The sequence below is a fragment of the Flavobacterium sp. WC2430 genome, from assembly GCF_040822075.1.
GTDB lineage: Bacteria > Bacteroidota > Bacteroidia > Flavobacteriales > Flavobacteriaceae > Flavobacterium.
The window spans coordinates 1,766,986-1,793,166 of sequence record NZ_CP162007.1 but is presented as its reverse complement, the minus strand read 5'-3'; the positions used below and the strand labels follow the sequence as shown (position 1 = coordinate 1,793,166).

20 protein-coding genes and 1 tRNA gene are annotated in these 26,181 nt (G+C 32.1%); 12 read left to right on the top strand and 9 right to left on the bottom strand.

The genetic code is table 11. The annotated features are described in order from the left end of the window. Positions 1 to 14: 14 nt before the first annotated feature. The 4 genes from AB3G36_RS07780 (at position 15) to AB3G36_RS07765 (ending at position 3,996) form a co-directional block, all read left to right on the top strand. A complete protein-coding gene (locus AB3G36_RS07780; protein WP_367757609.1) occupies positions 15 to 1,910 on the top strand; it encodes a RecQ family ATP-dependent DNA helicase in 1,896 nt (631 codons plus the stop codon). Beyond that, positions 1,910 to 2,857 (top strand): methionyl-tRNA formyltransferase, encoded by a 948-nt coding sequence (fmt, locus tag AB3G36_RS07775; RefSeq protein WP_367757607.1) that lies wholly within the window; start codon positions 1,910 to 1,912, stop codon positions 2,855 to 2,857. The genes AB3G36_RS07780 and fmt overlap by 1 nt, the downstream gene beginning before the upstream one ends. A gap of 179 nt (positions 2,858 to 3,036) precedes the next feature. Next, the gene (locus AB3G36_RS07770) at positions 3,037 to 3,309 is read left to right on the top strand and encodes an HU family DNA-binding protein (protein ID WP_073017033.1); all 273 of its coding nucleotides are present in this window, start codon (positions 3,037 to 3,039) and stop codon (positions 3,307 to 3,309) included. 126 nt (positions 3,310 to 3,435) lie between these two features. Then, on the top strand, positions 3,436 to 3,996 hold the full coding sequence (locus AB3G36_RS07765) for a YqgE/AlgH family protein (protein ID WP_367757604.1): 561 nt from the start codon (positions 3,436 to 3,438) through the stop codon (positions 3,994 to 3,996). Here AB3G36_RS07765 and AB3G36_RS07760 read toward each other — a convergent pair. Both AB3G36_RS07760 and AB3G36_RS07755 read right to left on the bottom strand, forming a co-directional pair. Beyond that, a complete protein-coding gene (locus AB3G36_RS07760) occupies positions 3,993 to 4,832 on the bottom strand; it encodes an aminotransferase class IV (RefSeq protein WP_367757602.1) in 840 nt (279 codons plus the stop codon). The genes AB3G36_RS07765 and AB3G36_RS07760 overlap by 4 nt on opposite strands. 54 nt (positions 4,833 to 4,886) lie before the next feature. Beyond that, entirely contained in the window at positions 4,887 to 5,279 is a 393-nt protein-coding gene (locus AB3G36_RS07755) for an START-like domain-containing protein (protein WP_367757600.1), read from the bottom strand. A gap of 153 nt (positions 5,280 to 5,432) precedes the next feature. Here AB3G36_RS07755 and AB3G36_RS07750 point away from each other — a divergent pair. The 6 genes from AB3G36_RS07750 to AB3G36_RS07725 all read left to right on the top strand — a co-directional run bounded on the left by AB3G36_RS07750 (position 5,433) and on the right by AB3G36_RS07725 (position 9,570). Next, positions 5,433 to 5,506 (top strand) — tRNA-Met (locus AB3G36_RS07750). A 691-nt stretch (positions 5,507 to 6,197) separates the two neighbouring features. After that, positions 6,198 to 6,437, top strand: a complete 240-nt coding sequence (locus AB3G36_RS07745; protein ID WP_367757598.1) for a helix-turn-helix domain-containing protein — start codon at positions 6,198 to 6,200, stop codon at positions 6,435 to 6,437. Continuing rightward, on the top strand, positions 6,412 to 6,741 hold the full coding sequence (locus AB3G36_RS07740) for a HipA N-terminal domain-containing protein (RefSeq protein ID WP_091433670.1): 330 nt from the start codon (positions 6,412 to 6,414) through the stop codon (positions 6,739 to 6,741). Before AB3G36_RS07745 ends, AB3G36_RS07740 begins: the two co-directional genes overlap by 26 nt. Next, on the top strand, positions 6,738 to 7,724 hold the full coding sequence (locus AB3G36_RS07735; RefSeq protein ID WP_367757596.1) for a type II toxin-antitoxin system HipA family toxin: 987 nt from the start codon (positions 6,738 to 6,740) through the stop codon (positions 7,722 to 7,724). Before AB3G36_RS07740 ends, AB3G36_RS07735 begins: the two co-directional genes overlap by 4 nt. A gap of 818 nt (positions 7,725 to 8,542) precedes the next feature. Continuing rightward, a complete protein-coding gene (locus AB3G36_RS07730; protein WP_367757594.1) occupies positions 8,543 to 8,740 on the top strand; it encodes a hypothetical protein in 198 nt (65 codons plus the stop codon). A gap of 149 nt (positions 8,741 to 8,889) precedes the next feature. Beyond that, the gene (locus tag AB3G36_RS07725; RefSeq protein WP_367757592.1) at positions 8,890 to 9,570 is read left to right on the top strand and encodes a hypothetical protein; all 681 of its coding nucleotides are present in this window, start codon (positions 8,890 to 8,892) and stop codon (positions 9,568 to 9,570) included. Between the two features lie 186 nt (positions 9,571 to 9,756). Here the strand turns inward: AB3G36_RS07725 and AB3G36_RS07720 are convergent, their stop codons facing one another. From AB3G36_RS07720 to AB3G36_RS07695, 6 genes are all read right to left on the bottom strand, one after another. Further along, positions 9,757 to 11,160, bottom strand: coding sequence for a TolC family protein (locus AB3G36_RS07720; protein WP_367757590.1), 1,404 nt, complete (start codon positions 11,158 to 11,160; stop codon positions 9,757 to 9,759). A 33-nt stretch (positions 11,161 to 11,193) separates the two neighbouring features. Then, positions 11,194 to 14,364, bottom strand: coding sequence for an efflux RND transporter permease subunit (locus AB3G36_RS07715; RefSeq protein ID WP_367757588.1), 3,171 nt, complete (start codon positions 14,362 to 14,364; stop codon positions 11,194 to 11,196). Positions 14,365 to 14,389: 25 nt separating this feature from the next. Further along, positions 14,390 to 15,544, bottom strand: a complete 1,155-nt coding sequence (locus AB3G36_RS07710) for an efflux RND transporter periplasmic adaptor subunit (protein WP_367757586.1) — start codon at positions 15,542 to 15,544, stop codon at positions 14,390 to 14,392. 201 nt (positions 15,545 to 15,745) lie between these two features. Next, positions 15,746 to 16,324, bottom strand: coding sequence for a TetR/AcrR family transcriptional regulator (locus AB3G36_RS07705; protein WP_367757584.1), 579 nt, complete (start codon positions 16,322 to 16,324; stop codon positions 15,746 to 15,748). A gap of 159 nt (positions 16,325 to 16,483) precedes the next feature. Beyond that, positions 16,484 to 18,232: an ABC transporter ATP-binding protein gene (locus tag AB3G36_RS07700; protein ID WP_367757582.1), complete on the bottom strand. Its 1,749-nt coding sequence runs from the start codon at positions 18,230 to 18,232 to the stop codon at positions 16,484 to 16,486. A gap of 93 nt (positions 18,233 to 18,325) precedes the next feature. After that, positions 18,326 to 18,682 carry a winged helix-turn-helix transcriptional regulator gene (locus AB3G36_RS07695; protein ID WP_367757580.1) on the bottom strand — a complete coding sequence of 119 codons (357 nt, stop codon included), beginning with the start codon at positions 18,680 to 18,682 and terminating at the stop codon, positions 18,326 to 18,328. Positions 18,683 to 19,342: 660 nt separating this feature from the next. Here AB3G36_RS07695 and AB3G36_RS07690 point away from each other — a divergent pair. Beyond that, on the top strand, positions 19,343 to 19,507 hold the full coding sequence (locus AB3G36_RS07690; protein ID WP_367757578.1) for an SDR family oxidoreductase: 165 nt from the start codon (positions 19,343 to 19,345) through the stop codon (positions 19,505 to 19,507). Positions 19,508 to 19,575: 68 nt separating this feature from the next. Here AB3G36_RS07690 and AB3G36_RS07685 read toward each other — a convergent pair whose 3' ends face one another. Then, a complete protein-coding gene (locus AB3G36_RS07685) occupies positions 19,576 to 20,250 on the bottom strand; it encodes a TonB-dependent receptor plug domain-containing protein (RefSeq protein ID WP_367757576.1) in 675 nt (224 codons plus the stop codon). A 1,132-nt stretch (positions 20,251 to 21,382) separates the two neighbouring features. Here AB3G36_RS07685 and AB3G36_RS07680 point away from each other — a divergent pair. Further along, positions 21,383 to 25,936 carry a LamG-like jellyroll fold domain-containing protein gene (locus tag AB3G36_RS07680; protein WP_367757574.1) on the top strand — a complete coding sequence of 1,518 codons (4,554 nt, stop codon included), beginning with the start codon at positions 21,383 to 21,385 and terminating at the stop codon, positions 25,934 to 25,936. Positions 25,937 to 26,181 lie beyond the last annotated feature (245 nt).

Sequence of the window (26,181 nt, the reverse complement as noted above, 5' to 3'; positions counted from 1 at the left end):
AAATTCAAAAATTGATGTCTGAAGCATTACAAATTCTTCAAAAATATTGGAAGCATAATCGCTTTAGACCACTACAACAAGAAATAATAGATTCTGTTTTAAGTGGACAAGACACCTTTGCATTAATGCCCACTGGAGGAGGTAAATCAATATGTTTTCAAATTCCTGCAATGGTAAATAAAGGAATTTGCCTTGTTATTTCTCCATTGATTGCATTAATGAAAGATCAAGTTGCCAACTTGCAAAAAAGAGATATTAAAGCAATAGCTCTCACTGGCGGCATAAAATCTAATGAAATGATTGACTTATTGGACAATTGCCAATTTGGAAATTATAAATTCCTCTACTTGTCACCTGAACGTTTACAGTCTGATTGGATCTTAGAAAGAATAAAAAATCTTCCCATAAATTTAATAGCTATTGACGAAGCACATTGTGTTTCACAATGGGGACATGACTTTCGACCTGCATATTTAAAAATATCCGGATTAAAAGCCCATTTCCCAAATATTCCTTTTCTAGCCCTAACCGCTACGGCCACTCCCAAAGCAAAAGTGGATATCATAACTGAATTAGGACTGCATAATCCTAAATTATTTCAAAAATCTTTTGCTCGAAAAAATATCGCATATATGGTTTTTGAAACCGATGATAAGCTCTTTCGGATTGAACAAATATTAAAAAAAAATCCACAGTCCTCTATCATTTATGTTCGAAATAGAAAATCTTGTTTAGAAATTTCAACACAATTGCGTTATCTAGGATTTAAAGCCACATTCTACCATGGTGGACTTTCATCCAAAGAAAAAGATAAAAACATGCAGCTGTGGATGCAGGATGAAGTTCAGGTCATTGTAGCAACAAATGCCTTCGGGATGGGTATTGACAAATCTAATGTAAAAACAGTAATTCACATTCAACTACCCGAAAATTTAGAAAACTATTATCAGGAAGCTGGTCGCTCAGGAAGAAATGGCGATAAAGCGTTTGCCGTACTACTCACAAATCCATCTGATATAGCTCAAACCGAAAACCAATTTATAAACATATTACCTGATAAAGCTTTTTTAAATTCCATTTACATCAAACTTTGCAACTACTTTCAAATCGCTTATGGAGAAGGAATAAACGAGCAGTTCTCTTTTAATTTAAATGCTTTTTGTCTAAAATATAAGTTCCCTGTCCTAAAAACATATAATGCAATGCAGTTTTTAGACAGACAAGGTATTATTACTTTATCACAAGAATTCTCAGAAAAAATCACATTACAGTTCATTATTCCTTCAAAAGAAGTAATTCGCTATACCAGTTTAAATCCACATGACGAAGAAATTCTTTTAGCAATATTAAGAACCTATCCTGGTATTTATGAGATACAAACGGCATTTAACTTGCCATTAATTGCAAAAAAATCGAATCATCCTGAAACACAAATTTATGCTGTTTTACAAAAATTAAAAGAAAAAGGAATTATTGATTACCATTCCAGAAACAATGATTCCACTTTAATTTTTAATGAAATTCGGGAAGACGAAAGAACTATAAATAGAGTTGCTAAATATTTAGAAAATCAAAATACCTTAAAAAAAGAGCAATTTAAATCGGTTTTAAAATACATAAAAGAAGACAAAGTTTGCAAGAGCAAATTGATTTTAAATTATTTTGGAGAAAAAACCACAGAGGATTGCGGTATCTGTTCCTACTGTATTACCAAAAAAAATAAAAAAACGAATACAATACATATTTCTAAAGAGATTCTTTTGATAATAACTAATGAGGAATTAAATTCTAGAGAAATCCAAAATAGGATCAATAATAAATCAGACGATGTTATCTTTGCAATTCAGCTACTATTGGAAAACGAAAAAATAATATTAAAACCTAATAACAAATATATCTTAAAACTATAATGGAAAAATTACGAATTGTATTTATGGGAACTCCGGAATTTGCCGTTGGAATACTTGACACCATAATCAAAAATAGCTATACTGTTATAGGAGTAATAACCGCAGCGGACAAACCTGCAGGTCGCGGACAAAAAATAAAATATTCAGCTGTAAAAGAATACGCTTTAGAACATAACCTTCCTTTATTACAACCTACAAATCTAAAAGACGAAGGATTTTTACAAGAGTTAAAAAATCTAAATGCAAATTTACAAATCGTCGTTGCCTTTAGAATGCTACCCAAAGTTGTTTGGGAAATGCCTAAACTAGGCACTTTTAACTTACACGCTTCACTCCTGCCAAATTATCGTGGTGCGGCTCCAATTAATTGGGCTATTATAAACGGAGAGGAGAAAACGGGTGTTACTACTTTTTTCATCGATGACAAAATAGACACTGGAGCAATGATTATGAGTTCTGAGACAGCTATTGATCCAGAGGAGAATGCTGGACAACTGCACGATCGATTAATGCATTTAGGAAGTGATACGGTCATTAAAACTTTAGATTTAATTGAAACTGGGAATGTAACCACTACTATTCAAGAAGAATCATCTGATATAAAAACTGCTTACAAACTAAACAAAGAAAACTGCAAAATTGATTGGACAAAATCAGCATCAGAAATCAATAATTTAATAAGAGGTTTAAGTCCTTATCCAGCTGCGTGGAGTTTCTTTTCGGATAAAAACGAAGAATGGAATATTAAAATCTATGAAGCTAAAATAATTGATGAAGACCACTCTTATGAAATTGGAAGCCTAATATGTACCAAGAAAGAAATGAAAATTGCAGTTCAGAAAGGGTTTATTCAAGTTTTGAATCTACAGTTTCCAGGTAAAAAGAGAATGAAAACATCTGAATTACTAAATGGAATTACATTTTCAGAACAAGCAAAAGCCTATTAAGACTACTAAAATCGGGGCTTTATTACAAATCATTACTGAAAAGTACTGTTTTATGAACAAAAAAAATAAGTTATTAACAAATCGTGCTAAAATCAACGAAAACGCTTGCGAGGTAGGTATTTCCTGCTAAATTTGTGTATTAACAATTTTTTTAACCAACAATTAATAAAACTATTATTATGAACAAATCAGAATTAATCGATGCTATCGCTGCAGATGCAGGAATTACAAAAGCAGCTGCAAAATTAGCTTTAGAGTCATTTTTAGGAAACGTAGGTGGTACTTTGAAAAAAGGTGGTAGAGTATCTCTAGTAGGTTTTGGATCATGGTCAGTTTCAGCAAGAGCTGCAAGAGACGGTAGAAATCCTCAAACAGGAAAAACTATTCAAATTGCTGCTAAGAATGTTGTAAAATTCAAAGCAGGTGCTGAATTAGAAGGTGCAGTAAACTAATTTAAAGTTTTCACCCTAATATAATCAAAAACCCTCCTGATGGAGGGTTTTTTTTTGTATTTAAACGATTAAATTTGGTTTTTTTTAGTTTTTTTTCTTAAATTTAATAAAAAAATTACAGAAATTATGATTTCAGAAAAATTAATAAAAGGGCAACTTCTTATTGCTGAGCCTTCTATAATTGGAGATTTATCATTTAATAGATCTGTGATTTTATTGGCTGATCATAATAAAGAAGGTTCAGTAGGATTTATCATCAATAAACCGCTGAAATACACAATCAACGACTTAATTCCAGAAATTAGTGCCAAATTCAAAATTTACAATGGAGGTCCAGTTGAACAAGACAATCTTTACTTCATTCACAACATTCCTGACTTAATTCCAAATAGTATTGAAATATCTAACGGAATATATTGGGGAGGCGATTTTGAATCAACAAAAGACCTTATTAATAGTGGCAGAATAAATAAAGGAAATATTCGATTCTTTTTAGGATATACAGGTTGGGATGAAAATCAATTAGAATCCGAAATGAATTCAAACTCTTGGATTATTGCACCTAATAGCTATAAAAATAAAATTATTGGTAAATCACCAACTCATTTTTGGAAAGAACAAATAATGGAATTAGGAGGCGAATACCTTATTTGGTCAAATGCACCAGAAAATCCATACCTAAACTAAGTACTACTTACAATCTCATTTAACTTTTGCAGTAATACCTTTGAATGGTTTACAGCAAAGTCTTTCTTTCGGTATTTAGTTATTGGTTGTATTCCCTTGATAACATTAGTAATAAACAATTCATCGGCTTTTTGCAGTTCAAATGGAGAAATAACTTCTTCAACAACTACTAAACCTGTAATTTTTTTAGCTAATTCTAAGATTTGCTTTCTCATAACACCATTCAAACAACCTTCTGACACTGGAGGTGTGATTAGTTTGTCCCCTACAACCATAAAAAGATTACCCTGAATTGCTTCAACAACATTCTTCGTATCGTTTAATAACAAGCAATTGTCCAACCCGTTTTCGTGAGCATAAATACTTGCAGTTGTATTTAGCATGCGATTTGTGGTTTTTATAGAAGATAACAATTGCTTAGTCACATAAAAATCTTTGTATAAATCGACTTCATAATTCGTCTTTTCGAATGAATACAAAGCGCTTTCAATGGAAGTAGCATGAATCAAAAATGAAATTTCATTGGTTTGTGGCAGATAAAAACCACCATCATTTCTATAAACGGTAATTCTTGCACGTGATGAATTTAATACTGAATTAGTACTTGCTAAAGAAAGTATTTGTTCTTCAAAATACTCCATAGTGAAATTCATAGGAATCTCCATTCTTACCACCCGCATAGAAGCCATAAGCCTAAAATAATGATCTTCTAGAAATAGAATTTTAGAATTTACTATTTTAACTGTTTCAAAAACGGCATCGCCAAATAAAAAAGCACGATTCTGTGTCAACACATTTGTGTCTTGGGACACAATAATTCCATTAAAATTAATCATAAAAAAACCCTGATTTTTGTTCAGGGCAAATGTAAGTTATAAAATACAATTTTACTATACCGATCCAATTAGATGTTTAAGATCTGAAATTTGATTTTCCCATAATAATGACGCTTCATCAACCTCGTCTTTATCAGCAAAATCAACTACCATTAAAGAAACATCTTTAGTTAACTCATCTACAAGGATGTGCAGTTCAAAAAAATACTCGGTATCTTTATTATTACCATCAACCCATTTAAATTTTACTTTTTCTCCGGATTTTTTAGAGGCAAGCCTCGCTTTCTCTTCTGAATCATTCCAAATGAAAGTAAAAAATTCACCACGAGAATTTACATTATCTGCAAACCATTCTGACAATCCAGATGGAGTTGAGATATATTGATATAACAATTGCGGCGAGGAATTGATTGGGAACTCTATTTCGTAACGTACTTTTTGATCCATGAGCTACTTTTAATTTTTTTCGAATATATAGAATATAAGCCCGAAAAAAAAACGTTTTTAAAAATATTTTTTTTTCTTTAAAATATGCTTGCACGCATTAATATTATTTCTATATTTGCACCCGCGTTCAGGAATTGTTATTCTTGAAACTTTGGCGAGGTAGCTCAGTCGGTTAGAGCGCAGGATTCATAACCCTGAGGTCACGAGTTCAAATCTCGTTCTCGCTACGAAAACAAACCCTTAAACAACAACTGTTTAAGGGTTTTTTGTTGGAATTAATTCCTCACTTAGTTAGGAACTCAATTGAGGAATTTAATAAAAAAAGAAGGCTATATCCCCATAACATGAACAATACAAAGCCAGACCTCAGGTTAAATATTACTATTTCTTTTTTAAATAAAGAAAAAAGTATTGCACTTTAAGGTCTGCAAATTCATTGCCCAAATTGTATTGTAAAAATCTATTGTGACAAAATTAGTTTTTGATACAAAAAAAATACCAAACACTAAGCAAAAAAGGTGAAAATGGAATATAGTTTTCATTTTTACCTTTTGAACTTTAACCAAATATTTACCCATGTTAAATAAGTCTTTCTTAAACTCTTTAAACTAATATCCTTTTCAATCCCTGTATCTTTATGATAATGTCCAAATATTAAAACAAAAAAAAAAGACAAATTATATCTGAAAGACTTTAAAATTTACTCCTTTACAAATCAACGGCGATTATCGCCGTTAATAAAGCAATATGTAAACTAGATAATTCTAAAACATCTGACTAGATTTAGTGCATTATAGAGCACTAAATAATAAAAACACACTAACATCAGAATAAAAAACATTATTTAGTGCTATTTAACGCTCTTTTTGTTGAATTTAATAAAATTTGCATTATATTTGTATTAAAAAGAGCCACATAATGCACTTTAAAGAATTAATAAAAATAATAAAAGACCGTAGAGAAGTACTGCAGGTGACACAAGAAACCTTGGCAGAGTCATCTGGCGTTGGCTTAAGAACCTTAAAACAATTTGAAAGCGGAAAAGGAAATCCAACACTACTTACTTTAGGAAAGCTGGCTGATGCCTTAGGTATGGAGGTATGTCTAAAAGTTAAAAATCTATCTGTAACAAATGAGAAAGGCAAAAATATTATATAAAGATGAAGAAGCAGGTATATTAACCCAACACGATGATGGTTCATTTACATTTCATTATCATGATTATTGGATTGCAGACAGCTCTAAACCAGGTATAAGTCTAACTTTACCTAAAAGCAAACAAGAATTTCATTCAAAATTCTTATTCCCTTTTTTTTACAACATGCTTCCAGAAGGTTCTAATAGACAAGTAGTCAGTAAATATAATAAAATTGACCTCGATGATTATTTTGGATTGCTTATGACTACCGCAAAAGACGATAGCATTGGTGCCGTTAGAGTTATTAAAATAGAAAAACAATGAGTTTACCTGAAATACAATATTGTCCCGGTACTTTAGCTGAAGGTTTTCAAACTTATAGCAGAACCTGTTTGAATAAAGTGTTCCAGGGTAAAAAGGTACATCATGTATTGCCTTATGATTCTCCTGCATCCAATTCTGAAACAGATGATTTATTTGAAGAAAACAGAAAACGTATTTCCATTTCAGGTGTGCAGGAAAAATTTTCTGTATTACTTGAAAAAAACAAGTTAAGACTTATCAATGAAGGAGAACGTGGTACCTATATCCTAAAACCAATTCCAAGTATAGGAAAAAAATCAGACCAAATGCCTTCTAACGAACACTTAACCATGCAAATTGCCCGCCAAATTTATGGAATAGAAACTGCTGAAAATGCACTGATATTCTTTAAAAATGGTTCCCCAGCCTATATTACCAAACGATTTGATGTAAAAGATGATGGCACAAAACTCGCTCAAGATGATTTTGCATCCTTGGCCGAAAGGACACCACAAACACATGGAGAACATTATAAATACTTAGGAAACTATTTAGAAATATTTCAATTAATGCAGAAATATTTACCCGCTTACAAATTGGAAGCTCCTAAAGTTTTAAAAATCTTGATTTTCAATTATCTGTTCTCAAATGGCGATGCTCATTTTAAAAACTTTTCTTTGCTTGAAACCCCTATGGGAGACTATAGATTAAGTCCTGCTTATGACCTTCTAAATAGTCGTATCCATATAGAAGACAAAGACTTTGCATTAGATGATGGACTATTACCTAGGAATTTAGGGCAAGGGAAAATTAGCCAACAATTTGCCATACTGTCAGAGCAAGCAGGAATTAGTTCAAAAATTTTTAATGACGTTATGAATTTGATGTTATCACAGTCGGATAATGTAGAAAAATTGATAACAGCTTCTTTTCTGAACGATACCACAAAAAAAAATTATAGACAATCTTATCAGGGTCGCTTAAAACAATTAACGAAAAGATAAGTTGGAATCTTTTATTACTAAAAAATTTGCTACTAACCACTTTGTAATACATTTCAGTTGCCACTCATTTGCCAACGTTCTTGGGTAAAATTAAAAAGTGAGGAAAAGGAGTGAGGAAAAGTAGAAAAAACGATAAAAACCTATTTTCACCAAAAATACAAACCACTAAATACCAGTAGATTAATAAATTTGAAAGATCAAATTTCAATTTTCATAACCCTGAGGTCACGAGTTCAAATCTCGTCCTCGCTACAGATTTAAAGTCATGTAAATCACGGATTAGTGCAAACTAATCCGTTTTTTTATCCCTAAACTTTTAGTACTTTTACAAAACGTACACGATTTACCTATAAAATCAATCTAATCATTACCAAACACATAAGCTAGAAATATCGATATAAAGACAAGGTGTAAACTTTCCAAATCACAAAAGAATAGTATGTTTATTATTCTGTCTTGCCCTGAAATAACTTGTCGTTTTTAGATTATAATCCTAGAATTCGCTTACATCAAAACAAATTAGACCAATTTACTAATGACAAACCCAGTTCTTCAGTTGATTTCTTTGATTTTAGTATTTCATCCTGTGCCACTTTTATTTGGCTTTTATTTTTGAAATTTGTTAAAACAGAAAAGAAGACATTCTGCTTTGAATTGCAAAAAAAACATTAAAGAATTTAACAATCCAAATTAATTATGAGAATGTAGCTTAACTGAATGTGTATATTTACATATCCAGTGCTTTATTACGTACTTATTCAGAAAAACAACCTTACTGCATGAACCATAAACAAATAATAATATTTTAACTTTGAGCATTGTTCTCTAAACAAAAGATAGAGTTAAAAGATACACAAATCAATCAAAAAGGCTGTACAGTCCAAGAATGCAATACAGATTATATCAATCAATGTGGGGGTTCTCCTTTGTATTCTATTTATCTTTTTGAAGGTACAGGCAAAATAAGTGTCGATTTAGTAGAATATTCTTTTGAAGGTAAAATTGGATACTGGTAGCATTGATGACAGTCTGCGCCTTTTTCGGAATTCTGCTTGTCCTTTATTCCCCATTCCCTCTTTTAATAAATATTGCAATTTCATTTACATTTACATCCCTTTGCCTTATTTTTACGCGCACCACCTTAATTCCAATAACGTCATCTGCAATGTTGCCAGTTTTATTAGGAACTAACTCGTTAGTTTATCCTGTTTCTGTTTTCATCATGAGTCTTTTGGTCGTTTCCGGACAATGGCTTATGGAGAAAAATGCATTGCGCAAGGTTATTACTTTCGATAGAAAAAAAGATCATTACAAACACAGTCCGAAGCATTGGATGAAATTACTGTTTTGGGTAGTACTCATAGCTGTAATTCCGGTATATTTTGGGAAAATATATTTTATAGTTCCACCATTGATGGTCATGTTTATAGAATTCAGTCCATCATCATCATCAGGCTTTCGCAATCGTCCGCTACAGGTTTATTTAGTAATCCTAATTTCTGCTATACTAGGAACACTCTTTCAGCACTATTTGCATACAATATTGGGATTCCCACAAATATATACGGTCTTATTGCTATTTTTATGCCTGTTTCTTCTTTTTGAAATTGTCGGTAAACCATTTGCGCCAGCTTGTGCCATTGCTCTTGTTCCAATGATTATTCCACAAAAAAATGTACTGTCTTATCCCTTTCAGGTTGCCGTTGGGTCAGGTATATTTCTGTTTGTAGCCATGTTCTTATTCTTAAAATGTTACCGTTGGAAACGTGAGCATCTTCTAGTATGTTTTATACCTAAATTTATCAGATTCAGAATGGAACGCCCAAAGCGAAGAGAGAGATGTTAAGTCTGTTTAATACTACTATTTTAAAACAGAGTGTATTATAGGTTGGATGTTTATGAACGTAACATTGTCCCTTATTTTTTTAAAACTAATCGGATTTACACTGCAAGAAAATATAATATCTTAATTATTTATATAAAAAAACTCGGAATCACTTCCGAGTTTTTCTGTATAAATACAAATTAACTGTTATCGCCAACCGCCACCTAAAGCACGGTATAACTCAACATTAGATAATAATTGCTCTTTTTTTATCGAAGCCAATTCTAGCTCTGCTTGCAAAAGATTGCCTTGCGCAATAACTACTTCCAGGTAAGTTACCATACCATTTTTAAAAAGCATGTTTGCATTTATAATTGCTTTTTGAAGTGTTGTTGTTCTTAGTTTTGCAATCTCAAATTGCGCTGCTTGTTTTTCAATTTTAGTCAATGCATTTGAAACTTCACCTACAGCTACTAAAACAGTTTGTTTGAACTGTAATATTGATTGCTCTCTTTCTACTTTAGCTATTTCAAATTGTGTTCTTAATTTTTTGCTGTTTAGTAGTGGTGCTGTCAATCCGCCCGCAATAGAACCAAATAATGAAGCTGGAATATTAAACCAATTGTTTATTTCGAATGAATTTACACCAGTTCTAGCCGTAATATTCAAAGAAGGATACAAACTGGCCTTCGTTACACCAACTCTTGCATTGGCCATTTTTACCCCCATTTCAGCACTTTTTACATCTGGTCGTTTACTCAATAACTGAGATGGAATTCCAGCAGAAAGATTGTCTTTTATCACTATAGTTTCCAGCTTGCTCTGTCTATCTTTAGCCTCTGGAAAAGTCCCTGATAATACACTTAATGCATTCTCTTGAATTTGAATATTTTGCTCTAATTGTGGAATCAATTGGGCTGCAACAAGTTGTTGTGCTTCTGTTTGTTGTTTTGCAAATAAATTCACCTGTCCGGCTTCATATTGAAGATTTACAATAAAAAGAGTACTGTCATTCAATACAAGTGTTTTCTTAGCAATTTCTAATTGTGCATCTAGCATCAACAAATCATAAAACCCTTTTGACACACTTGCAACTATTGCTGTTTGCAATGCTTTTTTGGCTTCTGTTGTTTGCATATAAGCAGCTAATGCACTTTTTTTCTGGTTTTTTATTTTACCCCAAATATCTGCTTCCCATGACAAACTTAGTCCTGCCGAATAGTCTTCTAAATGTTTTTTACCCAGAAATTGATTTGTACTTATTCCATTTAAGCTATTATCTGATAATCTGTTCGAGGAAGCTGTTGCAAAAGCATTGAGCTCAGGAACATTTCCCCATTTAGTTTGCTTGAATTGTAAATTGGCAATAGCCATATTTTTATCTGCAATTTGCAAGTCATTGTTTTTCAATAATGCATCATCAATTAACTTTACTAAATCGGATTCTGCAAAAAAATCTTTCCATTTAATATCAGCCGTATTTGTGGTATCTATCGAAGTGGAATTTCTGAAATTTTCAGGAACTCCAATTTTTGGAGTTTCCTGAGAAAATGATGTGAAGGCTGTAAAAAGAGATCCTATTACAACACTCCTTTTTATATTTTTTATCATAAGATGATTTTTTAAGATTGCTATTGATACAGATTATTTTTTTGAATGGCTTTCGTTGTTTATAACTGCCAAGGGTTTACCAGTAACTTTCTCTTGCAAATGCTGGAAAACAATAAACAATACCGGAATAATAAATATTCCCAAAAGAACTCCAGATATCATTCCACCAGCTGCACCAATACTAATCGAATGGTTTCCTAATGCTGATGGTCCTGTTGCGCGCATCATTGGAATAAGTCCAACTACAAAAGCAAATGAAGTCATGATAATTGGGCGTAAACGCAATTTGGCTGCTTCTAATGCAGAGGCCAAAAGCGATTTCCCAGCCCGTCTCCTTTGAATCGCATATTCAACAATAAGAATGGCATTTTTAGCCAATAATCCGATAAGCATGATTAAGGCAACTTGAACATAAATGTTGTTTTCAATTCCAGTTAAACCAATGGCAAGGAATACTCCAAAAATTCCTGTTGGTATTGATAAAATAACGGCTGCAGGAAGAATATAACTTTCGTACTGTGCTGCTAGTAAAAAGAACACAAATAACAGACTTAATCCAAATATAACAGCCGATTGTCCTGAAGATGTAATTTCCTCTTTGGTAAGCCCTGAAAATTCAATGCTGTATCCTTTAGGTAATTTTGTTTCGGCTACTTCTTGTACTGCTTTTATGGCTGCACCTGTACTAAATCCTGGAGCAGCAATGGCATTTACACTTATGGAATTAAAAAGGTTATAACGAGAAGCTGTTTCTGGTCCATTAACGGGTTTCAATTTTACCAAAGTAGAAACTGGAACCATCTCGCCTTGTCTATTTTTTACAAATATTCCATTCATAGATTCTACATTGTTTCTTGAATCCACATCAGCTTGAACTACAACTCTATAATATTTCCCAAATCTATTAAAATCAGAAGCTTGTGCGCTACCAAAGTAGGCTTGCATGGTTTGCAGAATATCTCTAACATTCACCCCTAGTTGTTCTGCTTTTACATCATCTACTTCCATTTCAAGTTGAGGATAATCTGCTTTAAAACTTGTAAAAGCAAATGCAATTTCTGGACGTTGCATTAATTCACCAATAAAAGTAGTACTGACACCACTAAATTTACTTATGCTTTGTCCTGTTTTGTCTTTTAAAACAATATCTAAAGCATCAACATTACTAAAGCCTGGAACTGTCGGGAAAGTAAACACAAAGAAACCTGCTCCCTTTATTCCAGCTAGCTTTTGTCTAACATCGCCCATGATAGCATTAATATCCGTAATATCACCACGCTCTGCTGCTGGTTTCAATAAAATGAATATTACTCCTGCTGATGGACTGCTTGATTGTGTAAGTAAGTTAAACCCTGAAAGAATGTTTAATGTCTTTTTAGACTGCATATCTCCCAGTGTTTTTTCTACATCTAGCATAACCGTTTTGGTTCTCTCTAAAGATGTTCCCGCTGGCATCGACATTGATATAGCTATAAAACCCTGATCTTCTGATGGAATGAAACCTGTCGATGTTGTTTTCACCATGTAAACAGTCGCCAAAATTACAACTGCCAATCCACCAAGGCTCACCCATTTAAACTTAATTAAAAAGCGAAGACTCTTTACATATTTATTTGTCAGTTTATCAAATCCTTGGTTAAACCCAATGAAGAATTTTTCCTTGAAATTTTTAGGTTTCACCTCTTCTCCATCTACATCGTGTTGAATGTCTTTCAAAAATAAAGCTGCCAAAGCTGGGCTAAGTGTTAAAGCATTCACTGCCGAAATCACAATGGCAATAGCTAATGTAAAAGCAAATTGTCTGTAAAAAACACCTGTTGAACCTTCCATAAAACCTACAGGAAGAAATACCGCCGACATTACTAAGGTTATCGAAATAATCGCTCCCGTAATTTCACTCATTGCAGAAGTTGTAGCAGCTTTTGCAGATAATTTTTTACTGTGCATTTTCTCATGAACCGCCTCAACAACTACAATGGCATCATCTACAACAATACCAATAGCAAGAACTAGCGCAAATAGCGTTAACAAATTGACAGAGAATCCAAATACCTGCATAAAAAAGAAGGTACCCAAGATAGAAACTGGAACAGCAATTGCTGGAATTAAAGTAGCTCTAAAATCCTGAAGGAATAAAAACACTACTATGAAAACCAAAATAAAAGCTTCTATTAAAGTGTGTTTTACTTGATCTATTGATAAATCTAATGAGTCTTTAGTATTATACAGAATTAAGTGTTTTACATCTTTTGGAAAATCTTTGGATGCTTTTTCCATCATTGCTTTAATCGCAATTTGAACATCACTGGAGTTCGAACCTGGCAATTGATAAATTGCAATATTAAGCCCTGATTTTCCATCAATACGCGTACTACTTCCATAAGTGTAGGAACCAAACTCAATTCGGGCAACATCTTTTAAACGCAATACAGACCCGTCCGCATTCGAATGAATTACAATATTTTCATATTGTTCCGGTTTATTTAATTTTCCTTTGTATTTAATTACATATTCAAAAGATTCCTTGCTACTTTCCCCAAATCTACCTGGTGCAGCCTCAAGGTTTTTGTCTTGAATAGCTCCCATAACTTCTTGTGGAGTTAGATTATAACTAGCCATTTTTGATGGGCTTAACCATACGCGCATAGAGTAATCTTTACTTCCTCCAAAAATCACTGCCTGCCCTACTCCAGGAATCCTTTTTAAATCAGGAATTATATTTATTTGAGAATAATTAGCTAAAAAAGTTTGGTCGTATTGCGCTTCATTTTCGGTGTATAAATCAACCACCATCAAAAGACTATTTTGCTTTTTGGTTGTTGATATTCCAGCTTGAACTACTTCTGGAGGCAATTGACTCGTAGCTTGAGAAACTCGATTTTGAACATTTACCGCTGCTTGATCAGGATTAGTTCCTAACTCAAAATTAACAGTAATTACTAATGAACCGTCATTACTCGCAGTAGAACTCATGTAACTCATGTTTTCTACACCATTGATAGCTTCTTCAAGAGATGGCGCAACGGAACGTAAAACTGTTTCCGCATTGGCCCCAGGATAAAGTGCCACAACTTGTACAGCTGGAGGAGCAATATCTGGAAATTGTTGTAAAGGGAGCGCCCTTAATCCTATAACTCCTAGGATAACTATAAGAATAGCTATTACCGTTGACAGTACTGGTCTGTCAATAAATTTTTGTAACATATTTTATATTTATTAAATAGTTGAATTAATTTTTAGCTACTACTTTTTGGGAATTTTCAGGGATAATTGTAGCACCATCAGGCAAACTTTCAAAGCCTTTTAATACAATTCGATCACCCGTTTTAAGCCCTTCTTTTATTATATAATTAGTACTGCTTTTTCCTGAAATAAGTATAGGCTGTCTCGCAACACTATTCTTTTTATCAACAAGAAAAACAAAAAATTTATCTTGAATTTCTATTGTAGCTGCTTGCGGAATTACGATCGAGTTCTCGTGCTGCATACTAATTTTTATTTTCCCAGTATTTCCAGAACGCAACAATCCGTTTGGATTAGAAAACTTAGCTCTTAGTGTAATTGCACCTGTAGTTTTGTCAAATTGACCATCGACCATATCGATTTTTCCAGTTTGAGAATAAATGGAATTATCTGATAAAATTAAAGATACCGGTGGCAAATTCTTTAATTTGTCATTTATGGTTTTACCTTCATATTGAGTTTTAAAATTGATAAAATCATTTTCACCTAGAGAAAAGTATGCGTAAATATCTCTAGTATCCGATAATTTCGTCAAAGCTTCAGGATCAGCCGTACTAATTAGACTTCCTTGTTTTCTTGGTATCCTAGCAATGTAGCCACTCACAGGCGCTTTAATTATAGTGTACCCTAGATTAATTTGTGCATTGGCCACAACAGCTTGTGTTTGAGCAACAGTCGCTTTAGCAATTTCTAAATTTGCTTTCGCAATTTTTAATTGATAGTCCGAAACCACCTTATTTAACACAAGCGGTTTCAATTTTTCTACTTCAATTTGAGCATTGATAACCGTAGCTTTAGCAGCATTTAAACTTGCCGATGCACTATTAAATTGCTGACGGTATGAGTTGTCATTGATTTTAAACAAAGGCTGTCCTTGAGAAACATAGGCTCCTTCATCAACATAGATTTTATCTAAAGTTCCGTTAACTTGAGATCTGATTTCAACATCAGTTTTCCCTTGAATGGCTACTGGGAATTCTGTGTCAGTTGTTGCCGATTCATAGGCAATGTTTAAAACGGGCAATGTTGCTAGTACATTTACTGGTGCACTTTCATTTTTATTACCACAACCTGTTAATATTAAAGCCACTATGCTTAGAGTAATAATTGTTTTCATGTTTGGATTGGATTTGATTTTCATTAAATTATAATTGATTTTCATTACTTATTCTGAAACGTTCGTTCCAGAATTAGACGTGTTTTTAGAGGATTTAAGGTTAGTAAATAATTATATAATTCTGGAACAATCGTTCCAGATATTATTCTGATTTTAAATGAAATAGTAATTATTTCAGATAGTACTTATTGGAACAAACGTTCCAGAATATAAGCAAAAAAAATGCTAATTTGTAATGTGTTTAATAAGGTATTCTGACATCTTTTTGATCTTTATAGGATCTCGATGTAAAATGTATGCTTGTTTCCAGCCTGTAAAAGTGGTCAAAATGTATTCTGCAATTAATGAAGCATCTTCAGTGGTCTCTAATTCTCCCTCATCTATTGCTTTTTGGATAACTTCTGTTAAAAAGTCAATATAAATATCATTATTCCTACTCAATATTTTTCTTACTTCTGCATCTTCAGGAGCAATTTCAAAAATAGTCTTTACTCCTAAACACCCTTTTTCGCAATCTACAACCCAAGCAGCTTTATCATAAATAATATTTTTAAGCGCTTGCAAAGGAGATTTTTCCTGAGCAACTTTAATTTTCGATTCTTGAATCGCATTTTCGGTATAGCTAGTAACACACTTTATAAATAAACAATGTTTATCTCCAATGGTGTTATATAAACTACTCCTATTGATTTGCATTGCATCAACTAAATCCTGCATAGTAGTACCATGATATCCTTTTTCCCAAAAGACATTCATAGCTTTCTCTATGCTTTCCATTTCGTTAAATTCAACATTGCGAGCCATAAGACATTAAATATGATGCAAATATATAAATATTCTGGAACACACGTTTCAGAATATTTATATATTTTTAAATTTTTATTAAAATATAAATAACTATCACTATTTCAGTAAGTTAAAATTCAAATTATTCCGTGATAAATTATTAATTATAGAAAAATCTTACTTTCTTTCACCAATTTGTTGTCTCCACATAGCGTAATACAATCCCTTTTCATCTAATAAATCTTGATGCTTTCCTTGTTCTATAATTTGCCCTTGTTCTAATACAAATATTTTATCGGCATGCATTATAGTTGATAAACGGTGTGCTATCAAAACGGTAATTTGATCTTGTTTGGATGATATGCTTCTTATTGTTTTAGTAATTTCCTCTTCAGTAATTGAATCTAGTGCAGATGTTGCTTCATCAAATATTAATAATCTTGGATTTCTCAATAATGCTCTAGCAATTGACAATCGTTGTTTTTCTCCTCCTGAAACTTTAATCCCACCTTCACCAATTGTCGTATACAAACCGTTCTCGGCTCTCTCCAATAAGTTTTGACAAGCTGCTTTTTGTAAAACATCATAGATCTCTTCATCTGTAGCAGTTGGCTTAACAAATAGTAAATTATCTTTAATTGTTCCTGAGAATAATTGTGCATCCTGAGTAACGAAACCTAATTGCTGTCTTAATTCAGTCAAATCAATATCTTTAGCATTTCTTTCATTATAAAAAATAGATCCTTCTGCGGGAGAATACAATCCAACTAACATTTTTACTAAAGTAGTTTTACCACTCCCTGATGGTCCAACAAAAGCAATCGTTTCTCCTGCCTTAGCTTCAAAAGAAATATCTTTTACAGCATAAGTACTTGTTGAAATATGTTTGAATGAAATATTCGAAAACTTTAAGTTATTGATAGCGCCAATAGTTTGGGGATGCTGTGGTCTCTTTTCACTTTTTGAACGCATCAAATCTCCAAAATTATCCATAGAAGCTTTAGTTTCATTATAAGTAGCAATCACATTACCTAATTCTTGCAAAGGATTAAATAAAAAGAAAGAAAAAAACATTAACGTAATTAAATCACCTGGCTTGATAATTCCTTGAAAAATGAACATATATAGCGCAAAAACTAAACCTGTTCGCATAAAATGAACAGTTGTACCTTGAATAAAACTCAGTGAACGAATAAAGCGTACTTTCTTTAATTCTAAACCTAAAATCTTATTAGTTGTACTGTTTAATCGATCAACTTCCTGTTCTGTCAGTCCTAAACTTTTAACCAATTCTATATTTCTTAAAGACTCTGTTGTTGCTCCTGCTAATGCAGTAGTTTCTCCCAGTATTTCCTTAGAAATTTTTTTTATTCTTTTACCTAAAAAAGAACTTACTACTGCTATAACTGGTACAGTGGCAAGAAAAATTGGTCCTAAAAGCCAATGAATATTTATTGCATATATTACAACAAATGTAATTCCGATAAGACTTTGAAAAACCATCGAAATAGATAAAGTAATAAACTTTTCACAGTCTATTTTTACTTTTTGGAGTTTGCCTAAAGTTTCTCCACTACTTTGATCTTCAAATTCTTGAAAAGGAAGCTGTAGAGCCTTTTGGATACCGTCGGTATACATATGCGCACCTGTGCGTTGAATAATGATGTTGGTGAAATAATCTTGAAAATTTTTGGCTATTCGCGAGAGCATTGCAGCACCTAACGAAAGTCCTAACCAACCCAAAACTACTTTGACAAAAGCAGAATAATTATGATTAAAATTAGTAACCCCTACTCCACATTCATTAAGCAGTTTACCAATTATTATGGAGTCATAAAGTGAAAAACATTGATTGATAGCTGCTAAAAATAAAGCCAAAAACAATAATTGTTTATGCGCTTTAATATAAGTATATAATATTTTCATTGTATATAATCTAAAAAAAGAAATGCAAAATTAGTACGTATTTATTTAATAATTTCATATAATCATGTTAATAAACTGATTCACTTCGCTAAATTATTTTTCATTGGGTATTTTTAACTCACCAGTTCCATTACTTTCATATTTTATATTCCAATCAGTGATTGTCTTTAAAATAGGCACTAATTCTAACCCTTGCTTTGTTAAAGAGTATTCTACCCTTGGTGGGATTTCTTTATAGGCAGTTCGTGTCAAAATACCATCTTCTTCTAATTCTTTTAATTGCTCCGTTAGTACCTTCCTAGTTATTAAAGGAATAATAGTATCCAACTGCCCAAAACGAACCGTTCTTTCTTGAATAACATTTATAATAATTGGTTTCCATTTGTTCCCAATCTTACTAATTGCCCTAGTTAGAGGACAATGAGAACTACAAAATCTTTCATCTCTCACTTTTGTTTTTTTTATGCAGCTCCCCTTAGGGTAAATACAATTTAACTAAATAGTATCTTAAATACACTATTAATAGTATCTTTTCGGTACAAATGTAAAATTAATAATTTAAAATACTTTAAAATGATTTAACTAATTAATAAAGTAATTATAATAACAGGAGCTTCTAAAGGAATTGGAACTGAAATTGCAAAATAAACGGGAGCCGAAAGAGCAAAGAAGGAGCTAATGCAGTTGCTGCTGAAATTGCAAAAAATGGCAGAACAGCGGTAGCCATTCAAGCTAATTTGTCTAATTCAGCAGTTGTAAAGAATCTATTTGAAGCAACTAAAAAAGTATACGGTTCATGGGATTTTTTATAAATAATCTGGGTGTCTATCAATTTACTCCAATTGAAAGTATTACCGAAGAGGAATTTTACCATCAATTTACTACGTCCTTTTTTAGTTACTCAAGAAGCCGTTAAATTATTTGGAGATATGGAGGAAGTATTATAAATTATGAGTACAGTAGTGAGTAAAAATCCTTTTCTAATGGGTTTCATATATTTAGCTACTAAAAGCACATTAGACTCAATCACTCCAAAAAGAACTAGGACCAAAAAAGATTCATGTTAATTCAATTTATCCAGAAATCATAGAAACCAAATAAACTCATACCATGGGATTCATTGGATCAGACTTTGAAAAACAAGCAGTTGCAAACACCCCTATTGGTCGTGTTGGTCAACCAACTGACATTGCTAAAGTGGCTGTATTCTTAGCTTCAGATGATTCTTCTTGGATTACTGGTGAAAGTATAAGCGTTTCTGGCAGTCTTAAGTAATTACAATAATTCCTTCTAAATCAATTAGTTTAGAAGGAATTATATATTAAAAAAAGAAATAACTTTACTTATTTTGTTTTTATTACAATAACTCCACTTGAGCCCCTAGAGCCATAAATAGATGCTTCCGCTCCTTTTAAAACGCTAACTTTTTTCACATTGTTTGGCGAAATAAAATCAATACTAGATACGATTACACCATCGACAACAAATAATGGATCCGAAATATTTCTCACAGAACTTATCCCTCTAATAGATATACTATTATTTCTTGAAACTGTAACCCCAGGTAAACGGCCTCGTAACAGGTCATAAATAGTGTTATAAACTACTGCATTTTTGTCCGTTTCAACACTAGAACCTTTAGCGGTATTTACCTTATATTCATTAGTTTGCTTAGAATACACCATTTTCAATACTCCTCCTTTTTGAATTCTTTCTCCTGAAGGTAGTGGGGAATTAAGAAACATGAAATTCATAACTTTTTCATTACTGAATTTATTAGACAATAAACCATACTCATTAGAATAAACATTTATTGTAGCTACATTCTGGGGAAAGGATAATTCAAAATTTCCTTTTCGATCCGTTTCAACGTTCGAATAAATAGAATCTAAATAAATTTTAGCATTAGCAACAGGTTTATTATTACTGTTTACTACACTGCCCGAAAGTTTATTTTGGGAATACCCAATCCCAATAAAAAAAAACATCATAAATAAAACTACTCTTGAAATTTTCATAATATATAATTTACAAATATTGTTAAATATATAAAAATAACACATAAAAACAACAGTCCTTAAAAAAATAACATTAAAAAAAAGAATAATTAAATATTTAATAATATTAAATAGAAAACTAAAGCATTTATAAACGTTAACTCAACTTCAATAGATGTAACATTATATGTTTTGGTAATATTCCCCATCAAACGGCACTCCTCTTTTAAGAGATTATGAAGGTGGATACGCTGAAATAAATTTAAAAGGAGGAGTCTCTCTTACCTCAATTGGTATTGATTATTTTACTGGCTTAGGTACAACTACAAGAAACATTCTAAATTAATTTATTCCAGTTCGCCACGGTTTTTTTTTGTAAATGACAGTGCTTCTGGTGAAACAATAACATCTAAGAACTCTCAAAGCTCTTTTATTAAAGAAGGTAATGTTGCCTCCAATATTATGTACAAAAATAAGACAGCAAATGACTTTTTTTGGTACAATAATACAGATGACAAAATTAAAAAACTTAAGTATTAGTAAATACGTTTAGGATTTGACTCCAATAATACGATCCACCTTAAAGACTTACTAGGCTTTATGAATGGAGAAAATTAATTAATAATTCAATTCGAACTCTTTTATAATCCAAATTTAATTTACCCAATTAGAGTAAAAGCAGATTCTAGTTTTAAAAAAGTATTTTTTTTTCGCGCAACTGGTCAATTAATCACTAATTGAAATATTAAAAATCAATGCGAAAAATAATACAGGTACCAATAAAAAAAATAAGTAACAAACTATATATTGCAAAAATTCATAATTCAGTAGACTTAAAGTAAAAATCATAATTCCCTAAATAGATTCCATAAAACATACTTTATTCTATTCATTTAGAATTATTTTTTATGTAAAGCCACAGGTATAGCATATATTTATTTTAAAGAAAATACTTACTAATTACCAATTTTAATGTATTTAGTCGGTAAAATATGCGTAAAAACGTAAAAACAAAAACAAATAAATTATATTTGATTCAGATTTTTTTAAATTAACCTTGCTATAAAACTATTTAATACTACCTACTTTTTTCAGTTATATTTTTTTTAGGAAGTTAAGATAAATATTCATTGTGTTTAAGACCCAAACTACTATGAGAAAACTTTACTTTAAAAACATAATTTTAAATTTACCAATAGTAATAATTTCATTATTATTGATGTTATCTATTGATATGAAGGCACAATCATTGACATCACCTCAAGTCAATTTTACACAAAGAACTTCATCCGCAACGCCTGGTACTACTGTATATAATCTAAAAGGTGATTTCACCATGTTGGGCAACACAAATTTGACCCTTACAAATTATAACAATACAACAAATAATGAAGGGAATTCGATGAAATACGTCGATATTGATGGTGATTCCAATACTTTAAATTCTTCTATGGCTACCCTCGAACTCTCGAATTCAGGAGAAAATAGCTCTAGCCAAAATTGCTCAAAAATCGTTTACGCGGGACTCTACTGGACAGGAAAATCTAACGATAATAATGAAACATTTTCAGTAACAAAAGGCTCAGTAACAAAAAACTATGATAAAAAAGTTATTTCTATAAAAGGACCAGGTGCAGCTGCATATACAGCTATTACAGCAAAACCTAAAGCTCCAGATTATGATATTCGTTTCCCAGGATCGGCACAGAGTGGTATTTTTATAGGTTATCAAGAAATAACAGACTATGTAAAAACATACGGACCAGGTGCATATACTGTAGCCGATATTGCTTTAATAGAAGGGACAAACAACAATCCTGGTTACTCAGGTGGTTGGGTAATGATTGTTATTTACGAGAATTCGGCAATGAAAAGTAGAGCAGTCACACTTTTTGATGGTTATGCATATGTTAATGGTCAACGCTCTGGAGGTGGTGAATATGGAACAATTCCTATTTCAGGATTTACAACTGTAGGTGCTGGTCCAGTTAATATGAAACTTGGTGTAATGGCAGCTGAAGGTGATGTTGCTACAAATTCTGGAAGTGATTATTTAGCTGTACTAAAACTTAATGCGGACCCTAATGTTTACAACGCGACAAATTATTTGACCTTAAATCATGCCGGTAATACCACTAATAACTTTTTTAATTCGTCGATTTTTCCAGTCCCTGCTGCAGGCAAAAGCAACCCCATTTTACAAAATAATACGGGAGTAGATTTCAGTATGTTTACCGTTCCTAATGCTGGAAACACAGTTATTGGAAACAATCAAACTTCTACCACCTTTAGATTTGGTTCCACGTATGAAGTGTATACCATATTTGGATTCGCCATGTCCGTAGATACCTACATTCCAGAACCAGAAGGATTTATGGCAATTAATTCAATTAACGCCGTTACCACTCCGCCACAACCCTATTCTGTATTACCAGGTCAGGAAATATCATATACCCTAAATATTAAAAATAAAGGAACAGAAGCTATTAATAATAATATAGTCACTATTCCAATATCCAATACTATCAATTTTATAGTAGGAAGTATCAATAGTACAAAAGACGCTACGGTAACCACGACAAATCTGCCGTATTATGATAATACTAGCCATTCAATTATTTGGGACATGGGTACGTTACCACTTCCAGCAGACCAAAATACTTTATTGGCAACAATCACTTTTAAAGTAAAAGCCACAGAAGATTGTGCTATAATAGTTAATAATAGTTGTAACTCAGTAATTTCAGTTAGTGGTACAATAAATGGAACCGGAGCAGTATCTGGTGTAGCCGTTAATAAAGCCATTTTTAAAGGATTTGATAACACCTCAGGATGCCAGGTTCCTATTACGGCTCCTACCACTGTAACTTTGGATAATTCAGGAAGCCCCTGTTTTACAGCATTAGCAGGTCCTGACCAAGTAGTATCCTGTGGTGGTGAAATTGTTAATTTGGCAGCAACATCAGGAACAAGTGGAACTTGGTCTATTGTTAGTGGTCCTGCAGGTGGTGGAGAAGTATTTTCAAATAATACAAGTACAAACTCTACTTTTTATAGTCCTAATGTTGGTAATTATTTATTAAGATGGACTACAAGTTGTGCAGGTACAAAAGATGATGTTTTAGTGACGTTTGTTAATTGTAACATTTTGAATTTTGATGGAATTGATGATAATGTTACTTTTAAAAATAATTATGGTTTAAATACTGGTTCATTCAGTATAGAAACTTGGGTAAAATCAAATACTACGAATGGGAACAAACAAACTATACTTTCTAAAAGACTTGGCACAAGTACAGCTGATGGTTATGATTTAAAATTAGTAAATAACATTATCTCTTTTAACTGGAATAATGGAAATACAATAGCTTCAAACTTTACTATTAATACAGATAGGTGGTATCATGTTGCTGTCACTTTTAATGGTTCAAATTACAAATTATATATCGATGGAATACCTGTACAAAATGCTGTTTCAGGAGTTAACCCCATTTTAAATAATAGTGCTAATTGTATTTTAGGAGCGATGGATCAAGGTAGTGGTATTCCATTCAACTATTTTAATGGGTGGATGGATGAACTTCGTATTTGGAAAGTGGAATTGACCGTTGATCAAATTCGGCAAATGATGAATCAAGAGATCCAAAATAATGGTGGAAATGTAAAAGGCGCCATTGTTCCACTAGATATTCCTGGTTTAACTTGGACTAATTTAGATGGCTATTATCCAATGAATCCTGTAAATGATGTAGTTAACGGATTTGTAGTAGGTAAATCTACATCAGCTATTAATGGGAAATTAAGAAATATTGGTACGCAACAACCAGATACCGCTCCGTTACCTTATACCTCAAGAATAAGCAATCAAGATTGGTCACAAGATGATACTTGGACTTATTATGATGTTTGGGATGTCCCAAATAGTTTAGCAATAGATGGAACTACAAGAATAGACTGGAATATTGTTAAAACATCACATTATATTACTTCTAAAGGTAACAAAACTGTTTTAGGATTACTAGTGAATAGCAATACCATAAGTGCAGAAAATGATTCAAAAATACAGGTTTCGAAATATTTGAAATTAAATGGAAAAATAGACCTAGTTGGAAAATCACAATTAATACAAACCGAAGGAAGTATTTTGGATGTTACCAGTAGCGGATCACTTGAAAGAGACCAACAAGGACAATCAAATAAATACAATTATAATTACTGGAGTTCGCCTGTGAGCCCTATAAATACAACCGCTAACAATACCGATTATACTGTTGGAGGTGTTTTAAAAGATGGGACAAATGCTGCTACACCAACAGCAATTAATTGGGTAGGTGGATATGATGGATCCCCAACTTCTCCAATCAGTTTAGCTCGTTATTGGGTATATAAATTTGATAACTATGCAAATGCTTACGCAAATTGGGTTCAAATAGGCGAAACAGGCTCGTTACGTGTAGGACAAGGTTTTACTCTCAAAGGAAGTGGAGGAGCTGGAGCAACTCAAAACTATACTTTTATAGGAAAACCAAATAATGGAACTATTGCGACAAATACTGTTAGTTCAGATCAACTATTACTAACTGGAAATCCCTATCCTTCAGCCTTAGATGCAGATGCATTTATAACGGATAATTCGGCTTCCATTGATGGAACATTATATTTTTGGGAACACTACACAACTAACAATACCCATATTCTTAGAGACTATGAAGGAGGATACGCAGAAAGGAATTTAACGGGGGGGGTTCCTCCTACGTCTGTTGGTGTGGACTACATAAGTGGATTAGGTACTACAACTAGAAGTATCCCAAATCGTTATATCCCTGTTGGACAAAGTTTTTTTGTAAATGGAAAAATTGGATCAACGGCAACAACTGTAACCTACAAGAACAGCCAAAGAGGTTTTATTAAAGAAAACGAAAGCACTTCCAATTTAATGTTCAAAACAAAACCTGGCAAGGACAAATATTGGAATAATAATGAAAGTGATAAAGCAGAAAAAAAGAATTATAAAAAAATTCGTTTAGGATTTGATTCTAATAATACTGCACATCGCCAAACACTATTGGGCTTTATGGATGAAAAAGCAACGATTGAAATGGACTATGGTTATGATGGACTTAATTTTGATGAGTACCCAAATGATATGTATTTTATGTGTGGTGAAAATCAATTAGTTATTCAAGGTGTAGGTTCATTTGACAAAAATAGTTCCTACCCCATTGGTGTTAAATCGGATACTGAAGGAAAAGTGGTATTCATGATTGATAGCTTAGAAAATTTTGACAAAAATCAAAATATATTTATCTATGACAATTCTAATAACACCTACCATGATATAAAAAATAAAAACTTTGAAGTGATGATCCCAATCGGAGAATATAACGATAGATTTTCATTAAGATTCACTGATAAAACTTTGAGTACTAATAATAGTAACAACAATATAGACCTAGAAGTAGATAGTATTAATATCATTCATTTTCCAAAAAGGAATAGTATCGAAATTTATAACAATTCGGATCATACAATTATTAAAAAAGTAACTTTATACAATGTATCTGGTCAATCAATTATTAATTGGGATATAGAAAATCAAAATAGGCAAAACATTCAACTTCCAGTTAAAAAAATAAGCTCTGGTATTTACATTGTAAAAATTAAAACTTCAGATGGAGAAATAAGTAAAAAAATTATAGTGCCATAATTCCTGAAAATAAATTAAAAAACTGTCTATTATGACAGTTTTTTTTTGCTTCATAAAATCTTAATCTGCAGGAAAAAGCAATATAAATAGTATAAAATAAGTAGTTCATCGGGAGATAAAATACTTTAATCGAAAATATGCTTTTTATGGCAAATACAAGTTTATAATTGCTTAATTTTAAGAGATATAACACCTAAAATACATTTTTTTTAGCATTTTAAAACACAATTCTAGTAGAGCAAAAC